This window comes from Pseudomonas sp. 05N433 (assembly GCF_056396925.1).
Genome location: NZ_JBFTML010000002.1, coordinates 70,332 through 88,826 on the forward strand (window position 1 = coordinate 70,332; position 18,495 = coordinate 88,826).

The following is an 18,495-nucleotide window of genomic DNA, read 5'->3' on the forward strand; positions in this document are numbered from 1 at the left end:
TGTTTTGGTGGTTCTTTTAGCGGGGGGTTACCGGCGTGTCTTCGCTCTTGAAGAGTTGCGAAGTCGGGTCGTTCTGGAACAGCGTCAGCCCTTGAGGTGTGAGGTACAGCGGCGTGTCCAGAGTTGAGTCTTCGCGCAACTTGCCGCGTTTGGTGGGCTGGGCGAAGTCGAGGGTATGGCTGACGGCAACCTGATTGCTCTGGCCGATCTGCTTCATCTTCAACTTGATCGTGACTTCGCCTGCCTTGCCGTAGTCGATGACGCCTGCTGCGACGTTCGATAGTGCTTGGCCGATCTGCTGGGAGAAGACGCCGGCGTTCAGCGAGTTGAAGAAATCGTTCGTGTCTGTGGCTTTCATGTGCTGTGTCTCATTGAGTGGGAGGCGCCTCTGGACGGCAGGGGCCACCGATGAATTAGGCTGCTTCCTTCGTCGCTTGGGCGTCGAGGAAGGCGGCCAGGTCGTGCAGATACACCACTGGTTTGGCGCGAGCCGAGCAGTGGTGGCGCTTCACGACCAACTGAATACGTCCAGCCTTGATCTCGCTCAGCAGGTAGCGATCGGTTCGAATGTGCGTGAAGTACTGTTCACGTACCGCCGTCAAGGATGGGCAGGGGGTGGTGAACTGTTTGCGAAGTTGGTCAAGGGTGTTGCTCATGCGGCGACCTCCCCGAACCCTTCCGATGGGGGCGCCAACTTGAGGCGGATCAATTCAGCAAGGCCTTCTTTGCTTTTACCCATGGCGGCGGCGCAGATCCGGCCTTTTGCGTCAGCGATCACGGCGCCAAAAGGGTATTCGGGTGAGTTGGTTGGAGTGACGTAGGCCACCTGACCGTCTTGAATCACGTTGTTGACGTAGCGGAATACCTCGGCCAGTTCGGTGCTCAGAACCGGCATGCTTTCCAGCAGTTGGACCGCTTCGGTTGAGGCTCCGATCAGCGTGGCGCGGCTGACGACGCCGGGGCAGTTGAGATAGATCGGGATCAACTTCAGGGCGCCGAGGGCTTGGGTGTAAGCGTTGGATCGATTGGTTTTCATGCAGTGGCGTCCTTCTTTGTGATGGTGATTCCCAGTCTCTTGGCCAGCCAATCAACCCCTGCTTCTTTCACCATGACCACGGCGTAGTGGCGGTATTTGTTGATGGAGGGGATCAAGGTGCTGCGTGGGTCCGAGTACAGATAGCCCCGATCACGGTGCTGGCTGGCAAGGTCGCCACGGGTGTTCAAAATGCCCAACTCCCGCAACCTGTTGCGGAAGGCGCGGGGCTTGAGGCCGAGCACTGCGGCGGTTTCGTCCAGGGTGCGGTTCATTGCGCTGTCCTTAGGCTGCGAGCAGTTTTCGAACGCTGTTAAGCAGGACTTGCGACTCGTCCAACATTTGCTGAATTTGCGCTGCGCTACTGGGTTGCTCGGCGGCTGGTGCGGGTTGTGCCGACTCAATGCGACCGTTCGCAATGTCTTGGATGAAGTCCCGCAAGTGCAGGTGGTTGGCTCGGTCTGAACGCTTGAGGGTCAGTTCGCCCGTGTGACCGCCAAGGTCAACGCTGATGACTGCGCTCTCGTCGGTGAGCTCGACTTCAAAGCTCGCGTGGATGGTTTGCTCTGGTCGTTGAAGAGGGCAGACGGCGGAACCCCCAACCTGCAGCATGTGGTGCAGCAGCTCTTGTTTTGGGAGCGGAATGAGATAGCTGTTCATGCTGCATCACCTCCGAACGGCCAGGTGCCGTCATCGGCTGCGACAGTGTCGAAGGGCTTGATTGCCGCGGTGTGACCTTTGGGGCTGGTGATGACCAGAAGCCCTGTGTGGCGCTGAATAGCTTCCACGGCGGCGGGGCTGAAGCATGCCGATGGGTGCAGATAGACTGGGCAACAGGTGTTGCTGTGCTGTGTGGTTTGCATGTCTCGTACTCTGGTGAGAGGGATACGGGACAAACAATACAAATTCGTATCGTTTAGGTCAATGCGTTTGGGTATTGATTTTGTGTTAAAGGAAGAAAACCCGCCAATGAGGCGGGCTCTTAATGCGTCTGCGTTAGAAAATTTCGAGTTTTGAGATTACGACGCCGCAAATCATCGCATCAGGAGGCAGCTGAATAATGGGTTCAGGCCAGGAGGGATTTAATGGCTTGAGGAACTGTCGTGTTCCCTCCATAACCAATTGCTTGAACGTTGCGTCTTCGCTATCGGTCAGCTTCACGATTACGAGAGAACCGTTTTCGGCGTCTTTCGCTGGGTCGACGTAGATGATATCGCCATCGCGAAATGATCTTCGTTCATGTGGATTGAACATAGATAGCCCGCGGACTCGTAGGGCATACGTCTTTTTGCTGTGCGAGACTGCACAGGGCAGCCAGAGCTCGGCGTCATCTAGGTCCATGACGTCTATCGCTTCACACCACGCCCCTGCTTGAACCCAAGATATCAACGGCACTAGACCTTTAATGGCGGGACCTGGCTCGACGTTAGATTCGCCAAGGCCGGTAGGTATCCCATTTTTAAGAAACATGGCAGCGGTGGTCCCGGTCCAAAGCCAATCCACGCCCACCGAAAGCGCCTTTGCAATTTTTTCGACGTTTGCTTGCCTAGGGCTTAGCGACTCGCCGGTAATTATTCTGTGAATGGTTGGTTGGGGAACTCCCGATCTTCTACCTAACTCACCCTCCGAAAGCTGGAGTTCTGCCATTCGCTGTGCAATGCGTTTGCCTATCACTTCAGACCCTCTGATTCGAAAACGTATTGCAAGTGTATTGCGCGCATCGATACGGTTGCGTATTATCTGATCAATGCGAAAGCGCATTGGTGAATCAAATGACTATTCAGAAAATGCTGAACGTACTTTTAGGGCTTGGTTTTTCGCAGCGAGCAATCGCTGACAAGGTCGGCACAACACAACCCACGATCTATCGGGCGAGTAAGGGCGCAGATGTTCGATATGAAACCGGAAAAGCTATCGAGCGATTTTACGAGCAGGAAAAAGATAGTGTAGAGCGCAAGAGCGCCGCTTAAAGGGTGCCGGGCTGGGGCCTCTCACCAAAGATCCCCCAGCCCAGCTACGACGACACACAGCACATGTACATCGGTCGTGGTTGTAGGATAGGGGTTGCCCTGAACTATGGCTAGACCGTAAACGGGGGATTTACGGTTATGAGTCGCACAGATCTTTTGCCGGACGCTGGTCCGGTCCTTCCACTACGTCAGGCGATTTATCGCGCTGGCCGTGACTACAAGGGCGGAATCACCGCCCTTGCCTTTGACATGGTTTTGGACAACGACACACTCCAGAAGAAACTTAAGCTCGATGAAGAGCGCCGTTGGTTGAATCCTGATGAACTTGAGGACGTGATCAGGCTAACCGGCGACTCGCGTTTACTCGACGCATTGATGCGTCCGGCCGGTGCGGTCTGGTACCGCCCGGTACCGGTACGGGCAACACGCGAGGCGCTGAAAGCTGTAGGCAAGTTGCTCGGCGAGACGGGTGAGTTTGTGGCCGCGATGCACGATGGTGCGGCCGATAACGTCTGGGAGCTTCATGAAGTCTTGGACCTCGAAAAGCAGGGCATGGATGTGATTCGCGAAATCCTCGGCATCATGGCGGGTGCCCGTCAGGCGATGGAGGATCGCATCAATGGCTGATGAAATTGATCGCGCTAACGATCTGGCGCAATACCAACTCGACGTTGCCCTTCATCGCAGTCGGCGTGTGCCACGAAGCCGCGTCAGTGCGCAATTCTGCGAGGATTGCGACGAACCTATCCCGTTACTTCGACAGCAGACGATTGAGGGTTGCGAAACCTGCGTTGACTGCCAAGGGTTGCGGGAGGCCCGGCGATGAGTGAAGCGGCCAAAGGACTAGCCATCGCCACATGGGCAAAGCGTTACATCAATACTTTCAACCTCGCCTTGGTTTCCATTGAGCCAGGTGAAAAGGCCCCAAAGGGTATGGGGTGGAACAAGCCAGGCGGCTRCTTCACTGACGCCGCCGCAGCTGAAACATTCTGGCAACGAAACCCGCACCACAATCTCGGTGTTGTGCTCGGGCCTAGCCGTGTCTGCTCGTTGGATGTCGACGATGTTCAGTGGACGCGGCATGTGCTGTATGAGCTTCTGGGTGTCGATCTGGATGCCATGGCGGTGGTGTATCCGACCATTGTCGGTAACCCCGCGCGCTTCCGGGTGCTGTTCAAACTGCCGGATGGCGTTGAGCTGACCCGGCACTCTCTTTCCTGGCCGAATGAAAAAGACCCTGATGGCTCGATTCACAAAGGGCTGATGGATAAGGCCAAGGCTGYGAAACAGCAGGGCGATGTTGCCGGTGAAGCTGCGGCACGTGCGGAAGCCGATGAGTACAAACGCTTTACGGTGTTTGAGCTGCGTGCTGGCCTGGTGCAGGACGTGTTCCCGCCGTCGATTCATCCCGGTACGGGCCAGCCCTACACCTGGAAAACTCCACCGAGCGCCACGGACGGAATGCCGACGCTGACCGCCGACTTGCTGACCATCTGGAAAAACTGGGACTTCTTCAAGCGCGATGCCGAAGCGGCGTGCCCGTGGGCGATCAAGCCCACAACGCCTCCGGTGAAGGTTAGCAAACGTCCAGCACCGGCCAGCGGTAAGTCTCCATCGGTAATTGATGAGTTCAACCGCTGCCATGATGTCGAAGAGCTTCTGCGTACCCACGGCTATATCAAACGGGGCAGTAAGTGGCTTTACCCTCAGAGCAGTACCGGCCTGCCGGGAGTGACGATCAGCGAAGAAGGCAAGGTCTACTCGCACCACGGTGCCGATCCGCTCGCGAACGGGCATCAGAATGATGCGTTCGAAGTGTTCTGTTTACTCGAGCACGGGGGTGATCAGTCGAAGGCAGTGAAGGACGCTGCGCGCATGTTGGGTATGCAGCGTTCCTCCCGACCAGATCCGGGTGATCTTCCCCCGACCCCATCCAGTGATTCGAGCGGGCCGAACCCTACTGATGCCAACGCGACCAGCGAGGCCGCTCCTGCCTCTGACGGGGGGGCGGGGGAGGTAATGACGATTGACCATTTGCTTCGTCGTTTCGCTTTGGTCGAGGGGACTACACACGTCTGGGACTGCGACCAGTCGCGGGTGATGAAGAAGTCTGCGTTCGAAGCTCGGGTTGGCAAACCGCTGGCCAAAGCTTGGTTGGATGACACGGGCAAACGGTTGATCTCTGATGATCACGTCCGCGACATCGAACAGGCTCGACGCATGGCGGGAAAAAAAGGCGGTGCCTTGGGCATGCCGCCGACCGATCGCTATGTGTACATCGATGGCACCAAAGACGTTTGGGACCGGGAGAAGAAGCGACGCGTTGCCGAAGGCGCGGTGAAGATGGCGCTGGGTGACACCTATCCGCTGTGGTTGAACAGCAGCGAGCGGCGCACGGTAGACGTCGAACATATCGTGTTTGACCCGACCATGACCAAAGATCCGGCGGTGTACATCAACACCTTTGATGGCCTGCCGCTGGAGCCGGTGCGTGATGACGAAGCCTGCGCCAACCTGCGTTGGTTGATTTCGTTCTTGTGCAATCACGACGACGCCGCTGCCAGTTGGCTGATTCGTTGGCTGGCGTATCCGCTACAGCACCTGGGCGCCAAGATGGACACCGCCGTGCTCATGCACTCGATCATGGAGGGGTCGGGTAAGAGTCTTCTGTTTGCTGATGCACTCGGCATGCTTTACGGGCAATACGCCGCGACGGTCGGCCAGACTCAGCTGGAAAGCAATTTCAACGCTTGGCAAAGCCGCAAGCTGTGGTCGGTGTTCGAAGAGGTGGTCAGCCGTGATCAGCGGTACAACCAGGTGGGCAAGATCAAGCACCTGATCACTGGCAAAACGGTGCGGATGGAATCGAAGTTCATCAATGGCTGGGAAGAAGCCAACCATATGAATGCGGTGTTCCTGAGCAACGAGATTCTTCCCTGGCCTATCAGCGACAGTGACCGGCGAATGTTGGTGATGTGGCCAATGGAAACCTTGCCGGTCGAGCGGCAAAAGGCGATCGGACGGGAGCTGGAACAGGGCGGAGTTACGGCGCTGTACGGCTGGTTGTTGTCGATCGATCTGGGCGACTTCAATCAACGAACGCGGCCGCCCTCGACTGATGCACGTGAGCGCTTGGTTGCCTTGAGTCGGGCTGGCTGGCAAACGTTTCTGCATCTTTGGAAGTACAGCGAGTTGGGTCAAGGCCTTTGGGGGCCGTGTCTGTCGACCGATCTCTATTCGCTGTTCCTCGAATGGTGTCAGCGCAATAAAGAACACGTGATGAGTCAGACGAAATTCTCGCTGTTCATCAGTTCCGAGGTGGATAAAACGCGTGCCATACCTTGGACCGATGGCAATAACCGTCGCTTTGGCGCGTTCTTCTTTCCTGTTGATCCGGATGCTTCCCCACCCCCATCACTGAAGGCGGCCGAACTGGGCAAGCAGGTGGAACACTGGCGGGCCAAGGCGAAGCTGGCAGGCTGGCATGTGGACAGTTGGGACCACATCAAGGCGGCTGCCGCATGACTGTCCCTAAAAATGTGTTGGGTGTGTCGGGTGTGTGTCGGGTTGATTTTGAAGACCCCACACAATTTCAGGCCTTGAATAACGTGGGTTTGCGGGTGTTGTGTGGGGTGTGTTGGGTTTTGTGTCGCGCACGCGCATGCATGACGTTATTTGAATCGATAGCAAGGGTAAGAATTTTTTCTTATGCGAAGACAGATAAACCCAACAAACCCAACACACTCAACTCAAGGTCGATAAACGTATTGAATTTAAAGGGATTTATTTGTGTTGGCTTTGTGTCGGGTTGTGGTTTTTCTGTGTTGGGTTCGGTATTTCGGGGGGAAGGTCAATGATTGAGGCGATGGAGCTTTTGCTGAAACATTGGGGCGAGCAGTGCCGAAAGAACGGCGAGGCCGGTGGCATGGGCAGCCCGATGGCAACGATCATGGAGTGGGGCGGATGCGCGCCACGCGGCACTCCCGGATCTCGGATCATTCTTGGTGCTGGTGCGGGACCTGATGCTGTTGCTCAGGAAGTCGGCGCAGCACTTTCCGAGATCGCCCGACAAGATGGACGGGGTGAAAGGCTGCAGCGGTTGGCGGTCTTGCGTTATGGCGACGACCCGGCACCGACCTGGATTTCGCAGATGCATGAACTGGGGTATGTGTCCAAAGCGAAGCAAACCTATTACGACCTGGTGCACAGTCTTCATGTGCGACTCTTTGAGGTGCTGGCCGAGCGCAAAGATGCACGTAAATGGCTTACCGCTGGTCGGGGTGTTTTGCCTCAAAGTCTCCTCAAAGTTGCGTCAAAGTTGCGTCGAGTCGGTTAACCGAAAATGGCCTCTTTTCGGTTCCGTACTCAGGGGGTAAAAAGTCACCACGATATGGATTTTGCGCCTTGGCGCTTCCCCCGAGCACGTGCTGTGCACTTCGTCCTGGCATATGCCGCGACACTGAAAACCCTGCCCACCGGCGGGGTTTTCTTTTTTGTGTTCGGCATGCTCCTTCACTTGAGGCACAACATGACAAATGAGCAGCAAGCGCTGGCAGAGATGCCGATCTGGTTAGTGATCGTCCTGGCTTTGGTCGGCGGCGTTTCGGGTGAAATGTGGCGAGCAGACAAAGACGGCGCGCGGGGCTGGGCGTTGATGCGCCGGCTGGCGTTGCGGTCCGGTGCCTGCATTGTCTGCGGCGTGTCGGCGATGATGCTGATGATCGCGGCGGGCATGTCGATCTGGACGGCGGGCGCCTTGGGTTGCCTGACGGCGATGGCGGGCGCCGATGTTGCCATCGGCCTTTACGAACGCTGGGCCGCCAAGCGGTTGGGCGTCTGCGAAGTCCCGCCAGCCGGTGGCGAGCAGGGATGATGCACCGATCTGGGGCGGCGAAAACCGCCGGGGACCCTAGGGGTATCTGAAGGACACGGGGTCGGAAACCCGCGGGAAAGCRTTAGCGGCAACGTCCCCAGCTTACTGAAATTCAATCCATTGAAATTGAAAGGTTTGCATTGAAAAGCCGTTGAAAAGGAGGGCTTTATGACAGATCCAATTTACCTGTCAAAGAGCGCGTTCGCGGCTCGCATCGGCAGGACGCCGAGTTACATCACCTGGTTGAAAGACAACAACCGTTTGGTGCTTTCACCGAACGGCAAACAGGTCGACGTGCTGGCGACGGAAGCCCTGATTCAGGAAACCGCTGACCCGAGCAAGGCCGCTGTCGCGGCTCGCCATCAGCAGGATCGGATTCAGCGCGACGTTTACAGCCAACTGTCCACTTCGGTCGAGCCGACGCCTACGGCTGCGCCGCCGCAGCTTGTTGGGGGAGATGGTAGACAGCCTGACTTCCAAAAGGCCCGCGCTTTGCGCGAACACAACATGGCCAAGTTGGCTGAGATCGAATTGCACAAGGCCCAGGGGTCGTTGGTTGCCAAGGACGCGGTCGAAACCGGTGCCTACAACGCCGGCCGATTGCTGCGTGACCAGTTGTTCGGGCCGTTGCCGCAACTGTCCCATGACCTTGCGGCCATGACGGACCCCTGGCTGATCGAAAAACACCTGACGGCAACATTCCGTCGAACGCTGGAAGAGGCCGAGCGCCTGTCTTCAGCGGACCTTGAGCACGCCATGACACCGAGTTAATCCCATGCACACGGAATTTCCTGACGGTGCAAAGGTGTACCGTGAGGCCTATTTCCGTGGACTGCGCCCTGACCCCGACCTCTGGATCGACGAGTGGGCCGACGAGTTCATGCGGATCCCGCGAGATACCGGCGCACCTGAGCCCGGCCAGTACCGCACCTCACGGACACCCTACGCCCGCGAGCCTATGCGCTGCCTGTCACCGGCTCACCCCTGCAGACGCGTGGTCACCATGGTGGCTTCGCAGTTGATGAAAACCCAGATCGCCTTGAACTGGATGGGCGGCCTGATCCACATGGCACCGTCCAACATCCTGGCGCTGTTGCCCAGCCTGGGCCTGGCGAAACGTGTCTCGGGGCGGATCAGCAAGACGATCAAGGCCACCCCGGCGCTGCGTGAACGCGTAGCGGCCAGCCGCTCACGTGATACGCGCAACACCATGGACACCAAGGAGTTCGAAGGCGGCTCGCTGTATGTCACCACTGCCGGCTCAGCGGCCAACTTGTCGGAACTGTCGGCGCGCTACATCTACGGTGATGAGGTCGATCGCTGGGAAAATGATGTCGGCCAAGAAGGTGATCCGATCGGCCTGGCAGAAACCCGGGCGACCAACTTTGGGCGCAACGCGAAGATCTATTTTTCCAGCTCGCCAACAATCAAGGGCGCCTCGCGCATCGCCGATCTGTTCGACTCCAGCGACCAGCGTCACTACTACGTGCCATGTCCGACCTGCGGCCACATGCAGGTGCTGGAGTGGGAGCGGCTGCATTACAACAAGGATTACAGCACCGTGCATTACGAGTGCGCGGGAGCTGATTGCGATGTGCTGATCGAGGAACACCACAAGAGCGACATGCTGACCCGGGGTGAATGGCGGGCACACGCAGAGGGTGACGGCGAGACGGTTGGTTTCCACCTGAACGCCCTCTACTCACCGACCGGCTGGATGAGCTGGCGCACGCTGGCCAAGGATTTTGAAGAGGCCAAAAAGGCCCAGTCCCAAGGTGACATGGGGCTGATGCAGGTGTTCTACAACACTCGTCTGGCCAAAGTCTGGGACAGCGCGCAGGAGCAAACCAAGGCCGAAGTGCTGATCGCTCGGGCGCGGTTGGAAACCTATACCCTCGGTACGATGCCGGCCGGTGTACTGATGCTGACCGGTGCCGTTGACGTCCAGGCCAACCGCCTGGAATTGATGGTGATGGGCTTCGGTGTCGGCATGGAGCGCTGGGTGGTTGACCATCAGGTGATCTGGGGCGACCCAGCGGACGAACGCACCTGGGCGGTGCTGGATGAAAAACTCAAGGCGCGTTACCGGCACCCCTGTGGCGTCGGCTTGGCGATCCTCGCCACCGGCGTCGACTCCGGCGGTCATCACACTGACGAGGTGTACCAGTTCTGCCGTGTTCGCCGCTGGCGCAACATCTTCGCTATCAAGGGCGCGAGCAAGCCTGGCCGGCCGGTCATTGCTCAGCGGCCGTCCATGGTCGACGTGACCTGGAGGGGCCAGACCGAACGCAACGGCGCCGAACTGTGGTTCGTCGGCACCGACACCGCCAAGGACTGGATCTACAACCGTTATCCGTTCCCGGACGGGCCGGGTTCACTGCACTTTGCCAATGACCTGCCGGACGAGTTCTTCGCCCAGTGTGTCGCCGAGCGCAAGGTGGCCCGCTACATCCGGGGTCACAAGCGTATCGAGTGGGTCAAGGGCAAGGCCGAGCGCAACGAAGCACTCGACCTCATGGTGTACTGCCTGGCCATGGCGCATTACCTCGGCATCAACCGCTACCAGGAACACGACTGGGAGCGGGTGCGGCAGGCATTGGCCCAGTCCGGCCTGTTTGACGATGCCTTGGGCATTAAGCCTGTTCAGGGTGAGCGTGTCGATGAAGACGAAACACCCGCGCCTGCGGCCGTAAGACAAGCTCAACCCGCGCCACCACCCACTGCCCCGGTCGTGCACACACGACCCACAGCATCGCCACCTCAACGCCGCAGTTCCACCAGCGGTTATCTGAAGAGACGCTGATATGTCCTTTACCCAGAAACACCTCGACGCCATCGAGCGCGCCATCGCACGCGGTGAAAAAACCGTGCGCTACAGCGACCGCACGGTCGAGTACCGCACGGTTGATGAACTGCTGCGGGCACGCGAAGAAATTCGCAGTTCGTTGACCAGCGCCGCCGGCCCCCGTTCGCGGGTCGTGCGGCTCAGTCATGGAGGCAAGGGAATCTGATGGCTCGACAATTTCCGGCGCTGTCTCGTAGCGGATTCTTGCTGCCATCGAACATCAAGGCCAGCTACGAAGGCGCTGGGGAGGGTCGCCGATCTGCCAGTTGGGACGCCACCGACAACGGCATCAACAGCATCAACACCCCGGCGCTGCGCAACCTGCGTGCCCGTTCGCGGGCAGCGGTGCGTAATGACCCGTACGCGGCCAACGCGATCAACAAACGGGTCAGCAATCTGATTGGTACCGGCATCACACCGCGACCAAAAATCAAGGACGAAGCACTGCGCAATCTGCTGCAGGAGCTCTGGGAGGATTGGGTCGAGGAGTCAGACGCTGACGGCCTGTGCGACTTCTACGGTCAGCAGGCGCTGGTGGCCCGTACTGTCGAAACGGCGGGTGAGTGTTTTGTGCGGTTGCGTCCACGTGGTTTGGACGAAGGTCTGGTGGTGCCGCTGCAGCTGCAAACGCTGGCACCCGAGTTCGTGCCGCACGACAAGTTCGAGACCACCCGCGACGGCAATATCATCCGCGCCGGGATCGAGTTCAACCCGGCCGGAAAGCGCGTGGCTTACTGGATGTACCGCTCGCACCCGCGTGATGCATCGTCGCTCAACAGCGGCTACAACCAACTGGTGCGGGTGCCGGCCAGCCAGGTGCTGCACATCTTCGAGCCGCTGGAGCCTGGTCAGTTGCGCGGCGTGCCACGCATGTCGCCGGTGCTTAAACGACTGCGCAGTCTGGACAACTACGATGACGCGGTGCTGTTTCGGCAGGAAGTGTCCAACCTGTTTGCCGGCTTCATCAAGCGGCCTTCGCAGGACATGGGACAGCAACCGCGTGACCCGGTCACTGGCCAGCTGATCACCGCTGACCGCGACGGCTTCACGCCCATGGTCGCGCTGGAGCCGGGCACCATGCAGGAGCTGGGGGCAGGGGAGGAGGTCGAATTCTCCAAGCCACCGGACGCCGGCAACAACTACCCGGACTTCATGCGTCAGCAATTGATGGCCGCAGCGGCGGGTACTGACACGCCGTACGAGATCCTCACTGGCGACATGAAAGGTATCAATGACCGGGCGCTGCGGGTCGTACTCAATGAGTTCCGGCGCCGCCTGGAGCAGCTGCAATTCAACGTCTACATCCACCAGCTCTGCCGCCCGGTTCGCGCCGCGTGGCTGGACATGGCGGTGTTGGCTGGGGTGATTGAATTGACGGACTACGCCAAACGCCGCCGCGAATTTCTGCGCACGCGCTGGGTGCCGCAAGGCTGGGCCTACATCCAGCCGGTGCAGGACGTCCAGGCGCGCATGCTGGAGGTCAATGCCGGGTTTGGCTCGCGCAGTGAGATGTGTCTGCGTACCGGCTACGACGCCGAAACGGTCGATGCGGAAAACGCCGCCGACGCTCAACGCGCCCGTGACTTGGGCCTCAATTACCGAACCCTCGTCGAGGTCGATGTTCAACACGACGACCAGGAGAAACCATGAAACTGCTTTCCCCCCTGAAGATTTTCAACAAGCTGGAGGGTCAACTGCCGATCCAGGACAAGCACTGGTACAGCCTGAAGGCCAGCGGCGAAGCCGAGCAGCGCACCATCGAGGTCTACGTCTACGGCGAGATCGGCACCTGGGGCATCACCGCCAATCAGTTCGTGCGCGACCTGGCGGCATTGGATGACGGCACCTCACCGATTGTCGTGGCCTTCAACAGCATCGGCGGCGACCTGTTCGATGGTCTGGCGATCCACAATGCCTTGTCGCGGTTGGGTGAACGCTGCACCGGCCGCGTTGATGCCTTGGCTGCCAGTGCTGCCAGCGTTGCCGTGTGTGGTGCGCACCGCGTGGTGGTCGCGGAAAACGCCATGTTGATGATCCACAACCCTTGGACCTACGCCTCGGGTGGTGCTGAAGATCTGCGCAAGGTGGCCACCGCGCTGGACCAGGCGCTGGAAGTGATTATCGCAGCCTACAAAGCCAAGGCGCCCGACGTCGACGAGGTCGAGCTGCGGCGCCTGGTCAATGCCGAAACCTGGCTCACGGCTCGCGAAGCCGTCGCCTTGGGATTGGCCGACGAGGTGGGTGATGGTGTGCAGATCAAGGCCTGTCTGGGGCAAGGCGCGGTGATGCAGAAATACCAGCACACGCCCAAGGCGTTGCTGGATCAACTCACTGAGCCCCTCGAACCCACCAAGCCGGTGGTGGACAAGCCAGAATCCACGGCCCCGGTGGTCGACTCGGCCAAGCTGGCCCTGCTGATCACCCAGTCCTGCAATCAAGCCGGCATCAGCAATCTGATCGAGCCCCTGATTGTCTCGACCAAGCTGGCTGATGAGGCCACCGTCCAGGCCGCGCTGACCCAAGCCAAAGCGATCCGCGATCTGTGCGTGGCGGCACGCTTACCGGAATGCGCTGTGGAGTTTGTGCAGGCTGGGCTCGATGCCAGTGCTGTGCGCTCACGGCTGTTCGACAAGCTGGTGGGTAGTGGCGGGGGCTTCGAGATCGATAACAGCTTGCCGCAAAACGATGATCCGGCAGTGACCGTGAAAGCCAAACAACCCGATCCGTCCTCGATCTGGGCGGCCCGTCAGGCCGCACAATCTCAAACCTCGAAAGGAGCAAGACCATGACCTTTAAATTGGAGCCGATGCACGCAGGTGAGTTTCTGCTGTCCGAGGGCGAAGGCAATATTTCCCGCGAGGCGATTAACGTTGCGGCAGGCCCGGCATTGGAGCCAGGTCAGATCCTCGGCCTGATCACGCTCACCGGCGAGTTTGCCCCGTACGAACCGACGGCTGAGGATGGCAGTGAAAACGCCGTCGCCATTCTTTACGGCCCGCTCGGTCAGTCAGACGTGGTGCGGCGCGGTCGCGCTGTGGTGCGTCTGGCCGAGGTCAGCGAAGCGCACTTGACCGGCCTCGACCCGGCTGCCGAAAAGGCTCTGGCCACGCGTTTTCTGATCGTTCGCTAAGACGTTCCTTCCTTATATGCATCCCGCCGCGTGCGGGATTTTTCGTTTCTGGAGAGTACCCCATGGCCGATATCGCCATTTTTGAAGACGACGCTTTCAGCGTTCCCGCGTTGACTGCCGCGATCAACGAACAGGAATACCTGCCGGGCCGCATCAGCGGCCTCGGCCTGTTCCGCGAAGAAGGTATCACTACCCTGACCGTACAGATCGAGAAGGACGGTGACACCCTGGCTCTGGTGCCGGCGGGAGAGCGAGGTACCTCGGGCCTGGTGGTCGGTGGCAGCAAGCGCAAGCTGATCCCCTTCAATACCGTGCACCTGCCACAACGCTTTACCATCAAGGCCGACGAGATCCAGGGCATCCGTGCCTTCGGTCAGCGCACTGAATTGCAGTCGGTGCAGGATGTGGTCAACAAACGTCTGGCCAAAGCGCGGCGCCAGTTGGACGCCACTCACGAATTCCAGCGCATGGGCGCACTGAATGGGCAGGTGCTGGATGCGGACGGTTCAACAGTGCTACTCGACATTTACAAGTCCTTCGGCGTCTCCCGCCAAAAACTGGCCATGGGTCTGAACGATCCCAATGCCGAGCTGCGTGTGCGTGCCGGCGAAGCCTTAGACATGCAAGAGGATGCACTGGGCAGCGTGACCAGCAGCGGCTCCCGCGCATTCTGCGGCCAGAACTTCTGGAACAAGCTGATTGTTCACCCGTCGGTCAAGGAGACCTACCTCAACACCCTGCAAGCGGCCTCCCTGCGTGGTGACGCCCGGGAAAGTTTCGAGTTCGGTGGGATCGTCTGGGAACGCTATCGCGGCAAGGTCGCGGGGGTATCGTTTGTGCACGTCGACAAGGCTTTGCTGATCCCAGAAGGTGTGCCGGATCTGTACATCTCCACCTTTGCCCCGGCCGACTACATGGAAACGGTCAACACCGAGGGCCTGCCGTACTACAGCAAGATTGAGCCGATGGACTTCAACAAAGGCATGGCCGGTGAAGCCCAATCCAACCCGTTGCACCTGTGCACACGACCTCGGGCGCAGATCCTGCTGGAGCTCTGACCGTGGCCTTTCGCGACCTGGTCGACGACATCGACGAGGTGGTGTTTGAAACCCTGGGCGACACGGCACGGATCGAGGGCCGCGAGGAACCGGTGCTTGGCATGTTCGCCGCGCCTTGGTTGCAACCCAAGATGGGCAAGCTCAACACCGGGTTGCGAGAGCCGAAGTTTGAGATCCGCGTTGGCGATTCGTACGGGCTGAAAAAGGGGCTGCTCATCCGCGTGGATCTGCCGGAGCTGGACGGTGGTGGCGATTACGACCTGCTGCAGCTGGAGCCCGGCGGTGACGGTCTGGTCGCCCTGATTTTGAGGAAACGACCATGAGTGTCGGCAGTTACTTCAAGCCCTCGGCCAGCGGCGGGATGATCTCCCTGCAGACCTCGACGGCGGACCTGAAAGCCTTTCAGGACTTCGCCGCCGTGGTGCCCAAAGCGGCAGCCAATGCCCAGCGTCGGGCGATCAACAAGACCTTGCGTTGGCTCAGCTCCAACATCGCCCGCACTGTCGGCCGGCAGGAACGTATTGCGGTGGCGGCGGTGCGTCAGCGGTTACGAGCCTATCCAGTCAGCGGCGGAGCCAACAGCGGCAAGTTGTGGTTCGGCCTCAATGCCATGGAGGCCAGCCGTATCGGTCGCGTACGACAGGGCCAGTCCGGCGTGTCGGTGGCCGGTCGTCGTTTTCAGGGTGCCTTTTACAAGAAGGTCTACGGCAACGGTGCGGACATCTGGATCCGCACGGCCAGCAAACATTTCGATGCCGACCACTACCCCGACAGCACCGTCAGTGTGCGTGGCGGGGCGAGTTCGGGGTGGATTGCCGAGCATGACAGTCGTTTCCCGCTGGCGAAGGCCAAGGTCTCGCTGGAGCAGGCCCGTCCGCACTTTGAAAGCTGGGTGCGCAAAGCCGATGCACAACTGCTGCATGTCCTGCAGCAGGAACTCAACTTTGAACTGCAGAAATACCTGAAGGGGAAATGACGTGGCCGATGAAGCGGACGAGCCATTCAGCCTGGAACAGTTGTACGGGGCGATCGAACGGCATGTGCAGGCGTACCTGCCGGGTGTTCAGACCGTTGCCGCCTGGCCGGCTATCGAGGATTGCGTGCGGTTGCCGGCGGTGGTTATCGAAATGGCGGAAATGGAGCCCGGCCAGGATCCGGGCACGGGAGAGGTGGGGTTGGCTTGCAAGTTTGAGGCGCGGGTCATCACCGATCCAATCCAGGAGGACCACCATCAACAGGCGGTTTTTCTGGCTGGGCAGCTCACTGTGTTGTTGCGCCTGCAAAGCTGGGGTGTAGAGGTGGAACCCGCCGAGTTTGTTCGGGCCATGCAGGACTGGACCAAGCCCGAACTGGATGGCTACACCGTCTGGGTCGTGGAGTGGACCCAACAAATCTACCTGGGCGAAGCGCAGTGGCCGTGGCCGGATCAGCCGCCGGGCACTCTGGTGCTGAATGTTGAACCGGGTGACGGCGCATTCCGGCCGGAGGATCTGTCATGAGTGCAGGGTACGTCAGCGCGCAGCATGACCGCATGCTCGCTGGCCTGGTCAAGGACTGCTACGTAGTGGCAGTGGATCTCGCCGCCTCACCGCCGGTGTGTCGCGTTTCCGACGGTGAATGGGTCAGCGGTTGGGTACGTTGGCACAGCGTCGCGGCCGGCAAGGCCCGGCATTGGCGGGCGCCGAGTCTGAACGAGCAGGGCACGCTGATCAGTACCAGCGGTGATGTGTCGCAAGGCACGTTCATTCCCGGGCTGTATGGCAACGGTGGTCCGCCACCGGACAATCGTGACCACGTTGAAGTCTGGCGTTTCGACGATGGCGGTTCGCTGGTCTACGACTGGCAGGCCAAGCGTTACAGCATCAGCCTGCCCAGCGGCACGGTCACGATCAAAGTGGGTGCCACCCAGGCCGAGGTGATGGACAACGCCGTGACGGTGAAGTCCAGCGCGATCAACCTGGAGGCCAGCGTGAACATCAAGGGGCCGGTGAACATCGACGGCCCATTGCACGCGACGCAGAACATCACCAGCGACGAGTCGATTATCGACACCGCTGGCAACAGCAACCATCACTCGCACTAGCGACAACGTTTAACCCGGCCCGCCACGTGCGGGCTTTTTCTTACCCGGAGCAATCATGGCCAAATCTCAAGACGATTCGGCGGTGCAGGATCTAGCTACCGCCACCAGCTCAACGCTGACCACCTCGACCACATCCTTTCGCGACACCCTCTACACCTCCCGCACGCTGATCCTGCCGGATGACCGCACGTTGGCCGTAGCGAAGGGTGTGGTCACGGTCAGTACCTCGGATGACGTAGCGCTGAAGTACCTCAAGGTCCACGCCGAGTTCGAGCTGAAGAAGGAATAACCCCGATGATCGGAATGGATCGCCACACCGGGCAGCCCATCTCCGGTATCGAGCATTTACGCCAGTCCGTTCAAGACATTCTCAGCACGCCACTGCTGAGCCGCCGCGAGCGTCCGGAGTACGGCAGCAAACTGCGGCGCATGGTCGACCTGCCCATCAACGAAGGCTGGAAGAGCGCCGCGCAGGCTGAGGCCGCTCGGGCGTTGAGGCAGTGGGAGCCACGGCTAAAACTGGAGCGGGTGAACGTGCTGTCTGTACTGGGCGGGCAAATCAATCTGAAGGTCAGCGGCGAATACCTCGGTGTGCGCGGCACGTTGGAGGTATGGGTATGAGTACCCTGGTCGATCTGTCGGAACTGCCGGCACCGGAGGTGCTGGAGCCGCTGGACTTTGAAGTCGCGTATGACGAAGCGCTGGGCGTTTTCCGTGGGCACATGGGCGACAACTGGACGGCTTCACTGGAAAGCGACCCGGTCACCAAGCTGCTGGAGGTCGGCAGCTACATCAAGCTCGGCAATCGGGCGCGGGTCAATGATGCGGCCAAAGCGCAATTGCTGGCCTATGCCACGGGTGGCGATCTGGATCACCTGGCGGGCAACGTTAATCTGAAACGTCTGGTGGTTCAGCCGGGCGACCCGCTGGCGGTACCTCCCGTCGAGGCGATCCTGGAGTCCCATGATGCCCTGCGTGAGCGGGTGCAGCTGGCGTACGAAGGGCTGACCACCGCCGGCCCGCGTAACAGCTACATCCTGCATGCCCGTAATGCCTCGGCGTTGGTTGCCGATGCCACCGCTGAAAGTCCTTCGCCGGCCTGCGTTGATCTCGCCGTCTTGGGGCTTGAGGGTGACGGTACGGTCGGTCCCGACTTGCTGGCATTGGTGGCCGACGCGGTGAATGACGATGACGTGCGTCCGGTCGGTGATCGCGTGACGGTACGCGGCGCCGAGATACTGCACTACAGCATCGACGCCGTGTTGCACATGAAGGGGGCTGGCCCGGAAAACGATGCCGCACTCGCCGAGGCGATCAAGCGTCTGGACGCCTGGATCAACCCGCGTCGCCGGTTAGGGCTTGAGGTGGCGCGCTCCGGTGTCGATGCGCAACTGCATGTCGCGGGCGTGGCTCGGGTCGAACTCAAGAATTGGCAGGATCTGGCCCCGACCAAGGCGCAGGCTGCTTACTGCACGGGATACAGCGTCGTGCTGGGAGGGTGAC

General features: G+C 59.8%; 27 protein-coding genes. 21 read left to right on the top strand and 6 right to left on the bottom strand.

What is annotated here, in order from left to right:
- Positions 1-16: 16 nt before the first annotated feature.
- The 6 genes from AC1DIS_RS01110 to AC1DIS_RS01135 all read right to left on the bottom strand — a co-directional run bounded on the left by AC1DIS_RS01110 (position 17) and on the right by AC1DIS_RS01135 (position 2,794).
- Positions 17-358 carry a hypothetical protein gene (locus tag AC1DIS_RS01110; RefSeq protein WP_477743287.1) on the bottom strand — a complete coding sequence of 114 codons (342 nt, stop codon included), beginning with the start codon at positions 356-358 and terminating at the stop codon, positions 17-19.
- Between the two features lie 55 nt (positions 359-413).
- Complete coding sequence (locus tag AC1DIS_RS01115; protein ID WP_477743288.1) at positions 414-656, bottom strand: pyocin activator PrtN family protein; 243 nt, start codon at positions 654-656, stop codon at positions 414-416.
- A complete protein-coding gene (locus tag AC1DIS_RS01120) occupies positions 653-1,036 on the bottom strand; it encodes a hypothetical protein (protein WP_477743289.1) in 384 nt (127 codons plus the stop codon). Before AC1DIS_RS01120 ends, AC1DIS_RS01115 begins: the two co-directional genes overlap by 4 nt.
- Positions 1,033-1,308: a hypothetical protein gene (locus AC1DIS_RS01125; RefSeq protein WP_477743290.1), complete on the bottom strand. Its 276-nt coding sequence runs from the start codon at positions 1,306-1,308 to the stop codon at positions 1,033-1,035. The genes AC1DIS_RS01120 and AC1DIS_RS01125 overlap by 4 nt, the downstream gene beginning before the upstream one ends.
- Before the next feature lie 10 nt (positions 1,309-1,318).
- A complete protein-coding gene (locus tag AC1DIS_RS01130; RefSeq protein WP_477743291.1) occupies positions 1,319-1,693 on the bottom strand; it encodes a hypothetical protein in 375 nt (124 codons plus the stop codon).
- 336 nt (positions 1,694-2,029) lie between these two features.
- Positions 2,030-2,794, bottom strand: coding sequence for a LexA family protein (locus AC1DIS_RS01135; protein ID WP_477746524.1), 765 nt, complete (start codon positions 2,792-2,794; stop codon positions 2,030-2,032).
- 11 nt (positions 2,795-2,805) lie between these two features.
- On the opposite strand from AC1DIS_RS01135, the gene AC1DIS_RS01140 reads away from it, so the two are divergent.
- The 21 genes from AC1DIS_RS01140 to AC1DIS_RS01240 all read left to right on the top strand — a co-directional run bounded on the left by AC1DIS_RS01140 (position 2,806) and on the right by AC1DIS_RS01240 (position 18,494).
- The gene (locus tag AC1DIS_RS01140) at positions 2,806-3,003 is read left to right on the top strand and encodes a hypothetical protein (RefSeq protein ID WP_477743293.1); all 198 of its coding nucleotides are present in this window, start codon (positions 2,806-2,808) and stop codon (positions 3,001-3,003) included.
- 138 nt (positions 3,004-3,141) lie between these two features.
- Complete coding sequence (locus AC1DIS_RS01145; RefSeq protein WP_477743294.1) at positions 3,142-3,630, top strand: phage regulatory CII family protein; 489 nt, start codon at positions 3,142-3,144, stop codon at positions 3,628-3,630.
- Positions 3,623-3,829, top strand: a complete 207-nt coding sequence (locus AC1DIS_RS01150; RefSeq protein WP_477743295.1) for a TraR/DksA C4-type zinc finger protein — start codon at positions 3,623-3,625, stop codon at positions 3,827-3,829. Before AC1DIS_RS01145 ends, AC1DIS_RS01150 begins: the two co-directional genes overlap by 8 nt.
- Positions 3,826-6,528 (top strand): bifunctional DNA primase/polymerase, encoded by a 2,703-nt coding sequence (locus AC1DIS_RS01155; RefSeq protein ID WP_477780721.1) that lies wholly within the window; start codon positions 3,826-3,828, stop codon positions 6,526-6,528. The genes AC1DIS_RS01150 and AC1DIS_RS01155 overlap by 4 nt, the downstream gene beginning before the upstream one ends.
- The gene (locus tag AC1DIS_RS01160; protein ID WP_477743297.1) at positions 6,525-6,860 is read left to right on the top strand and encodes a hypothetical protein; all 336 of its coding nucleotides are present in this window, start codon (positions 6,525-6,527) and stop codon (positions 6,858-6,860) included. The genes AC1DIS_RS01155 and AC1DIS_RS01160 overlap by 4 nt, the downstream gene beginning before the upstream one ends.
- On the top strand, positions 6,857-7,339 hold the full coding sequence (locus AC1DIS_RS01165) for a hypothetical protein (protein ID WP_477743298.1): 483 nt from the start codon (positions 6,857-6,859) through the stop codon (positions 7,337-7,339). The genes AC1DIS_RS01160 and AC1DIS_RS01165 overlap by 4 nt, the downstream gene beginning before the upstream one ends.
- Positions 7,340-7,531: 192 nt before the next feature.
- The gene (locus AC1DIS_RS01170; RefSeq protein WP_477743413.1) at positions 7,532-7,876 is read left to right on the top strand and encodes a phage holin family protein; all 345 of its coding nucleotides are present in this window, start codon (positions 7,532-7,534) and stop codon (positions 7,874-7,876) included.
- A gap of 168 nt (positions 7,877-8,044) precedes the next feature.
- Positions 8,045-8,647, top strand: a complete 603-nt coding sequence (locus AC1DIS_RS01175) for a terminase small subunit (RefSeq protein ID WP_477746525.1) — start codon at positions 8,045-8,047, stop codon at positions 8,645-8,647.
- A 4-nt stretch (positions 8,648-8,651) separates the two neighbouring features.
- The gene (locus AC1DIS_RS01180; RefSeq protein ID WP_477746526.1) at positions 8,652-10,679 is read left to right on the top strand and encodes a phage terminase large subunit family protein; all 2,028 of its coding nucleotides are present in this window, start codon (positions 8,652-8,654) and stop codon (positions 10,677-10,679) included.
- 1 nt (position 10,680) lies between these two features.
- Complete coding sequence (locus AC1DIS_RS01185; RefSeq protein WP_477743301.1) at positions 10,681-10,887, top strand: phage head-tail joining protein; 207 nt, start codon at positions 10,681-10,683, stop codon at positions 10,885-10,887.
- Positions 10,887-12,371, top strand: coding sequence for a phage portal protein (locus AC1DIS_RS01190; protein ID WP_477746527.1), 1,485 nt, complete (start codon positions 10,887-10,889; stop codon positions 12,369-12,371). The genes AC1DIS_RS01185 and AC1DIS_RS01190 overlap by 1 nt, the downstream gene beginning before the upstream one ends.
- A complete protein-coding gene (locus AC1DIS_RS01195; RefSeq protein ID WP_477746528.1) occupies positions 12,368-13,510 on the top strand; it encodes a head maturation protease, ClpP-related in 1,143 nt (380 codons plus the stop codon). Before AC1DIS_RS01190 ends, AC1DIS_RS01195 begins: the two co-directional genes overlap by 4 nt.
- Complete coding sequence (locus tag AC1DIS_RS01200; RefSeq protein ID WP_477743304.1) at positions 13,507-13,851, top strand: head decoration protein; 345 nt, start codon at positions 13,507-13,509, stop codon at positions 13,849-13,851. Before AC1DIS_RS01195 ends, AC1DIS_RS01200 begins: the two co-directional genes overlap by 4 nt.
- A 62-nt stretch (positions 13,852-13,913) precedes the next feature.
- A complete protein-coding gene (locus AC1DIS_RS01205) occupies positions 13,914-14,909 on the top strand; it encodes a major capsid protein (RefSeq protein ID WP_477745474.1) in 996 nt (331 codons plus the stop codon).
- A gap of 2 nt (positions 14,910-14,911) precedes the next feature.
- Entirely contained in the window at positions 14,912-15,232 is a 321-nt protein-coding gene (locus AC1DIS_RS01210) for a head-tail joining protein (protein ID WP_477746529.1), read from the top strand.
- Positions 15,229-15,885, top strand: a complete 657-nt coding sequence (locus AC1DIS_RS01215; RefSeq protein ID WP_477746530.1) for a hypothetical protein — start codon at positions 15,229-15,231, stop codon at positions 15,883-15,885. The genes AC1DIS_RS01210 and AC1DIS_RS01215 overlap by 4 nt, the downstream gene beginning before the upstream one ends.
- Before the next feature lies 1 nt (position 15,886).
- The gene (locus AC1DIS_RS01220) at positions 15,887-16,408 is read left to right on the top strand and encodes a hypothetical protein (protein ID WP_477746531.1); all 522 of its coding nucleotides are present in this window, start codon (positions 15,887-15,889) and stop codon (positions 16,406-16,408) included.
- Positions 16,405-16,992: a phage baseplate assembly protein V gene (locus tag AC1DIS_RS01225; RefSeq protein WP_477746532.1), complete on the top strand. Its 588-nt coding sequence runs from the start codon at positions 16,405-16,407 to the stop codon at positions 16,990-16,992. Before AC1DIS_RS01220 ends, AC1DIS_RS01225 begins: the two co-directional genes overlap by 4 nt.
- A gap of 55 nt (positions 16,993-17,047) precedes the next feature.
- Positions 17,048-17,281, top strand: a complete 234-nt coding sequence (locus AC1DIS_RS01230; RefSeq protein ID WP_477746533.1) for a hypothetical protein — start codon at positions 17,048-17,050, stop codon at positions 17,279-17,281.
- 5 nt (positions 17,282-17,286) lie between these two features.
- Positions 17,287-17,613, top strand: a complete 327-nt coding sequence (locus tag AC1DIS_RS01235; protein ID WP_477746534.1) for a GPW/gp25 family protein — start codon at positions 17,287-17,289, stop codon at positions 17,611-17,613.
- Complete coding sequence (locus tag AC1DIS_RS01240) at positions 17,610-18,494, top strand: baseplate assembly protein (RefSeq protein WP_477746535.1); 885 nt, start codon at positions 17,610-17,612, stop codon at positions 18,492-18,494. Before AC1DIS_RS01235 ends, AC1DIS_RS01240 begins: the two co-directional genes overlap by 4 nt.
- The last annotated feature ends 1 nt before the right edge of the window (position 18,495 follow it).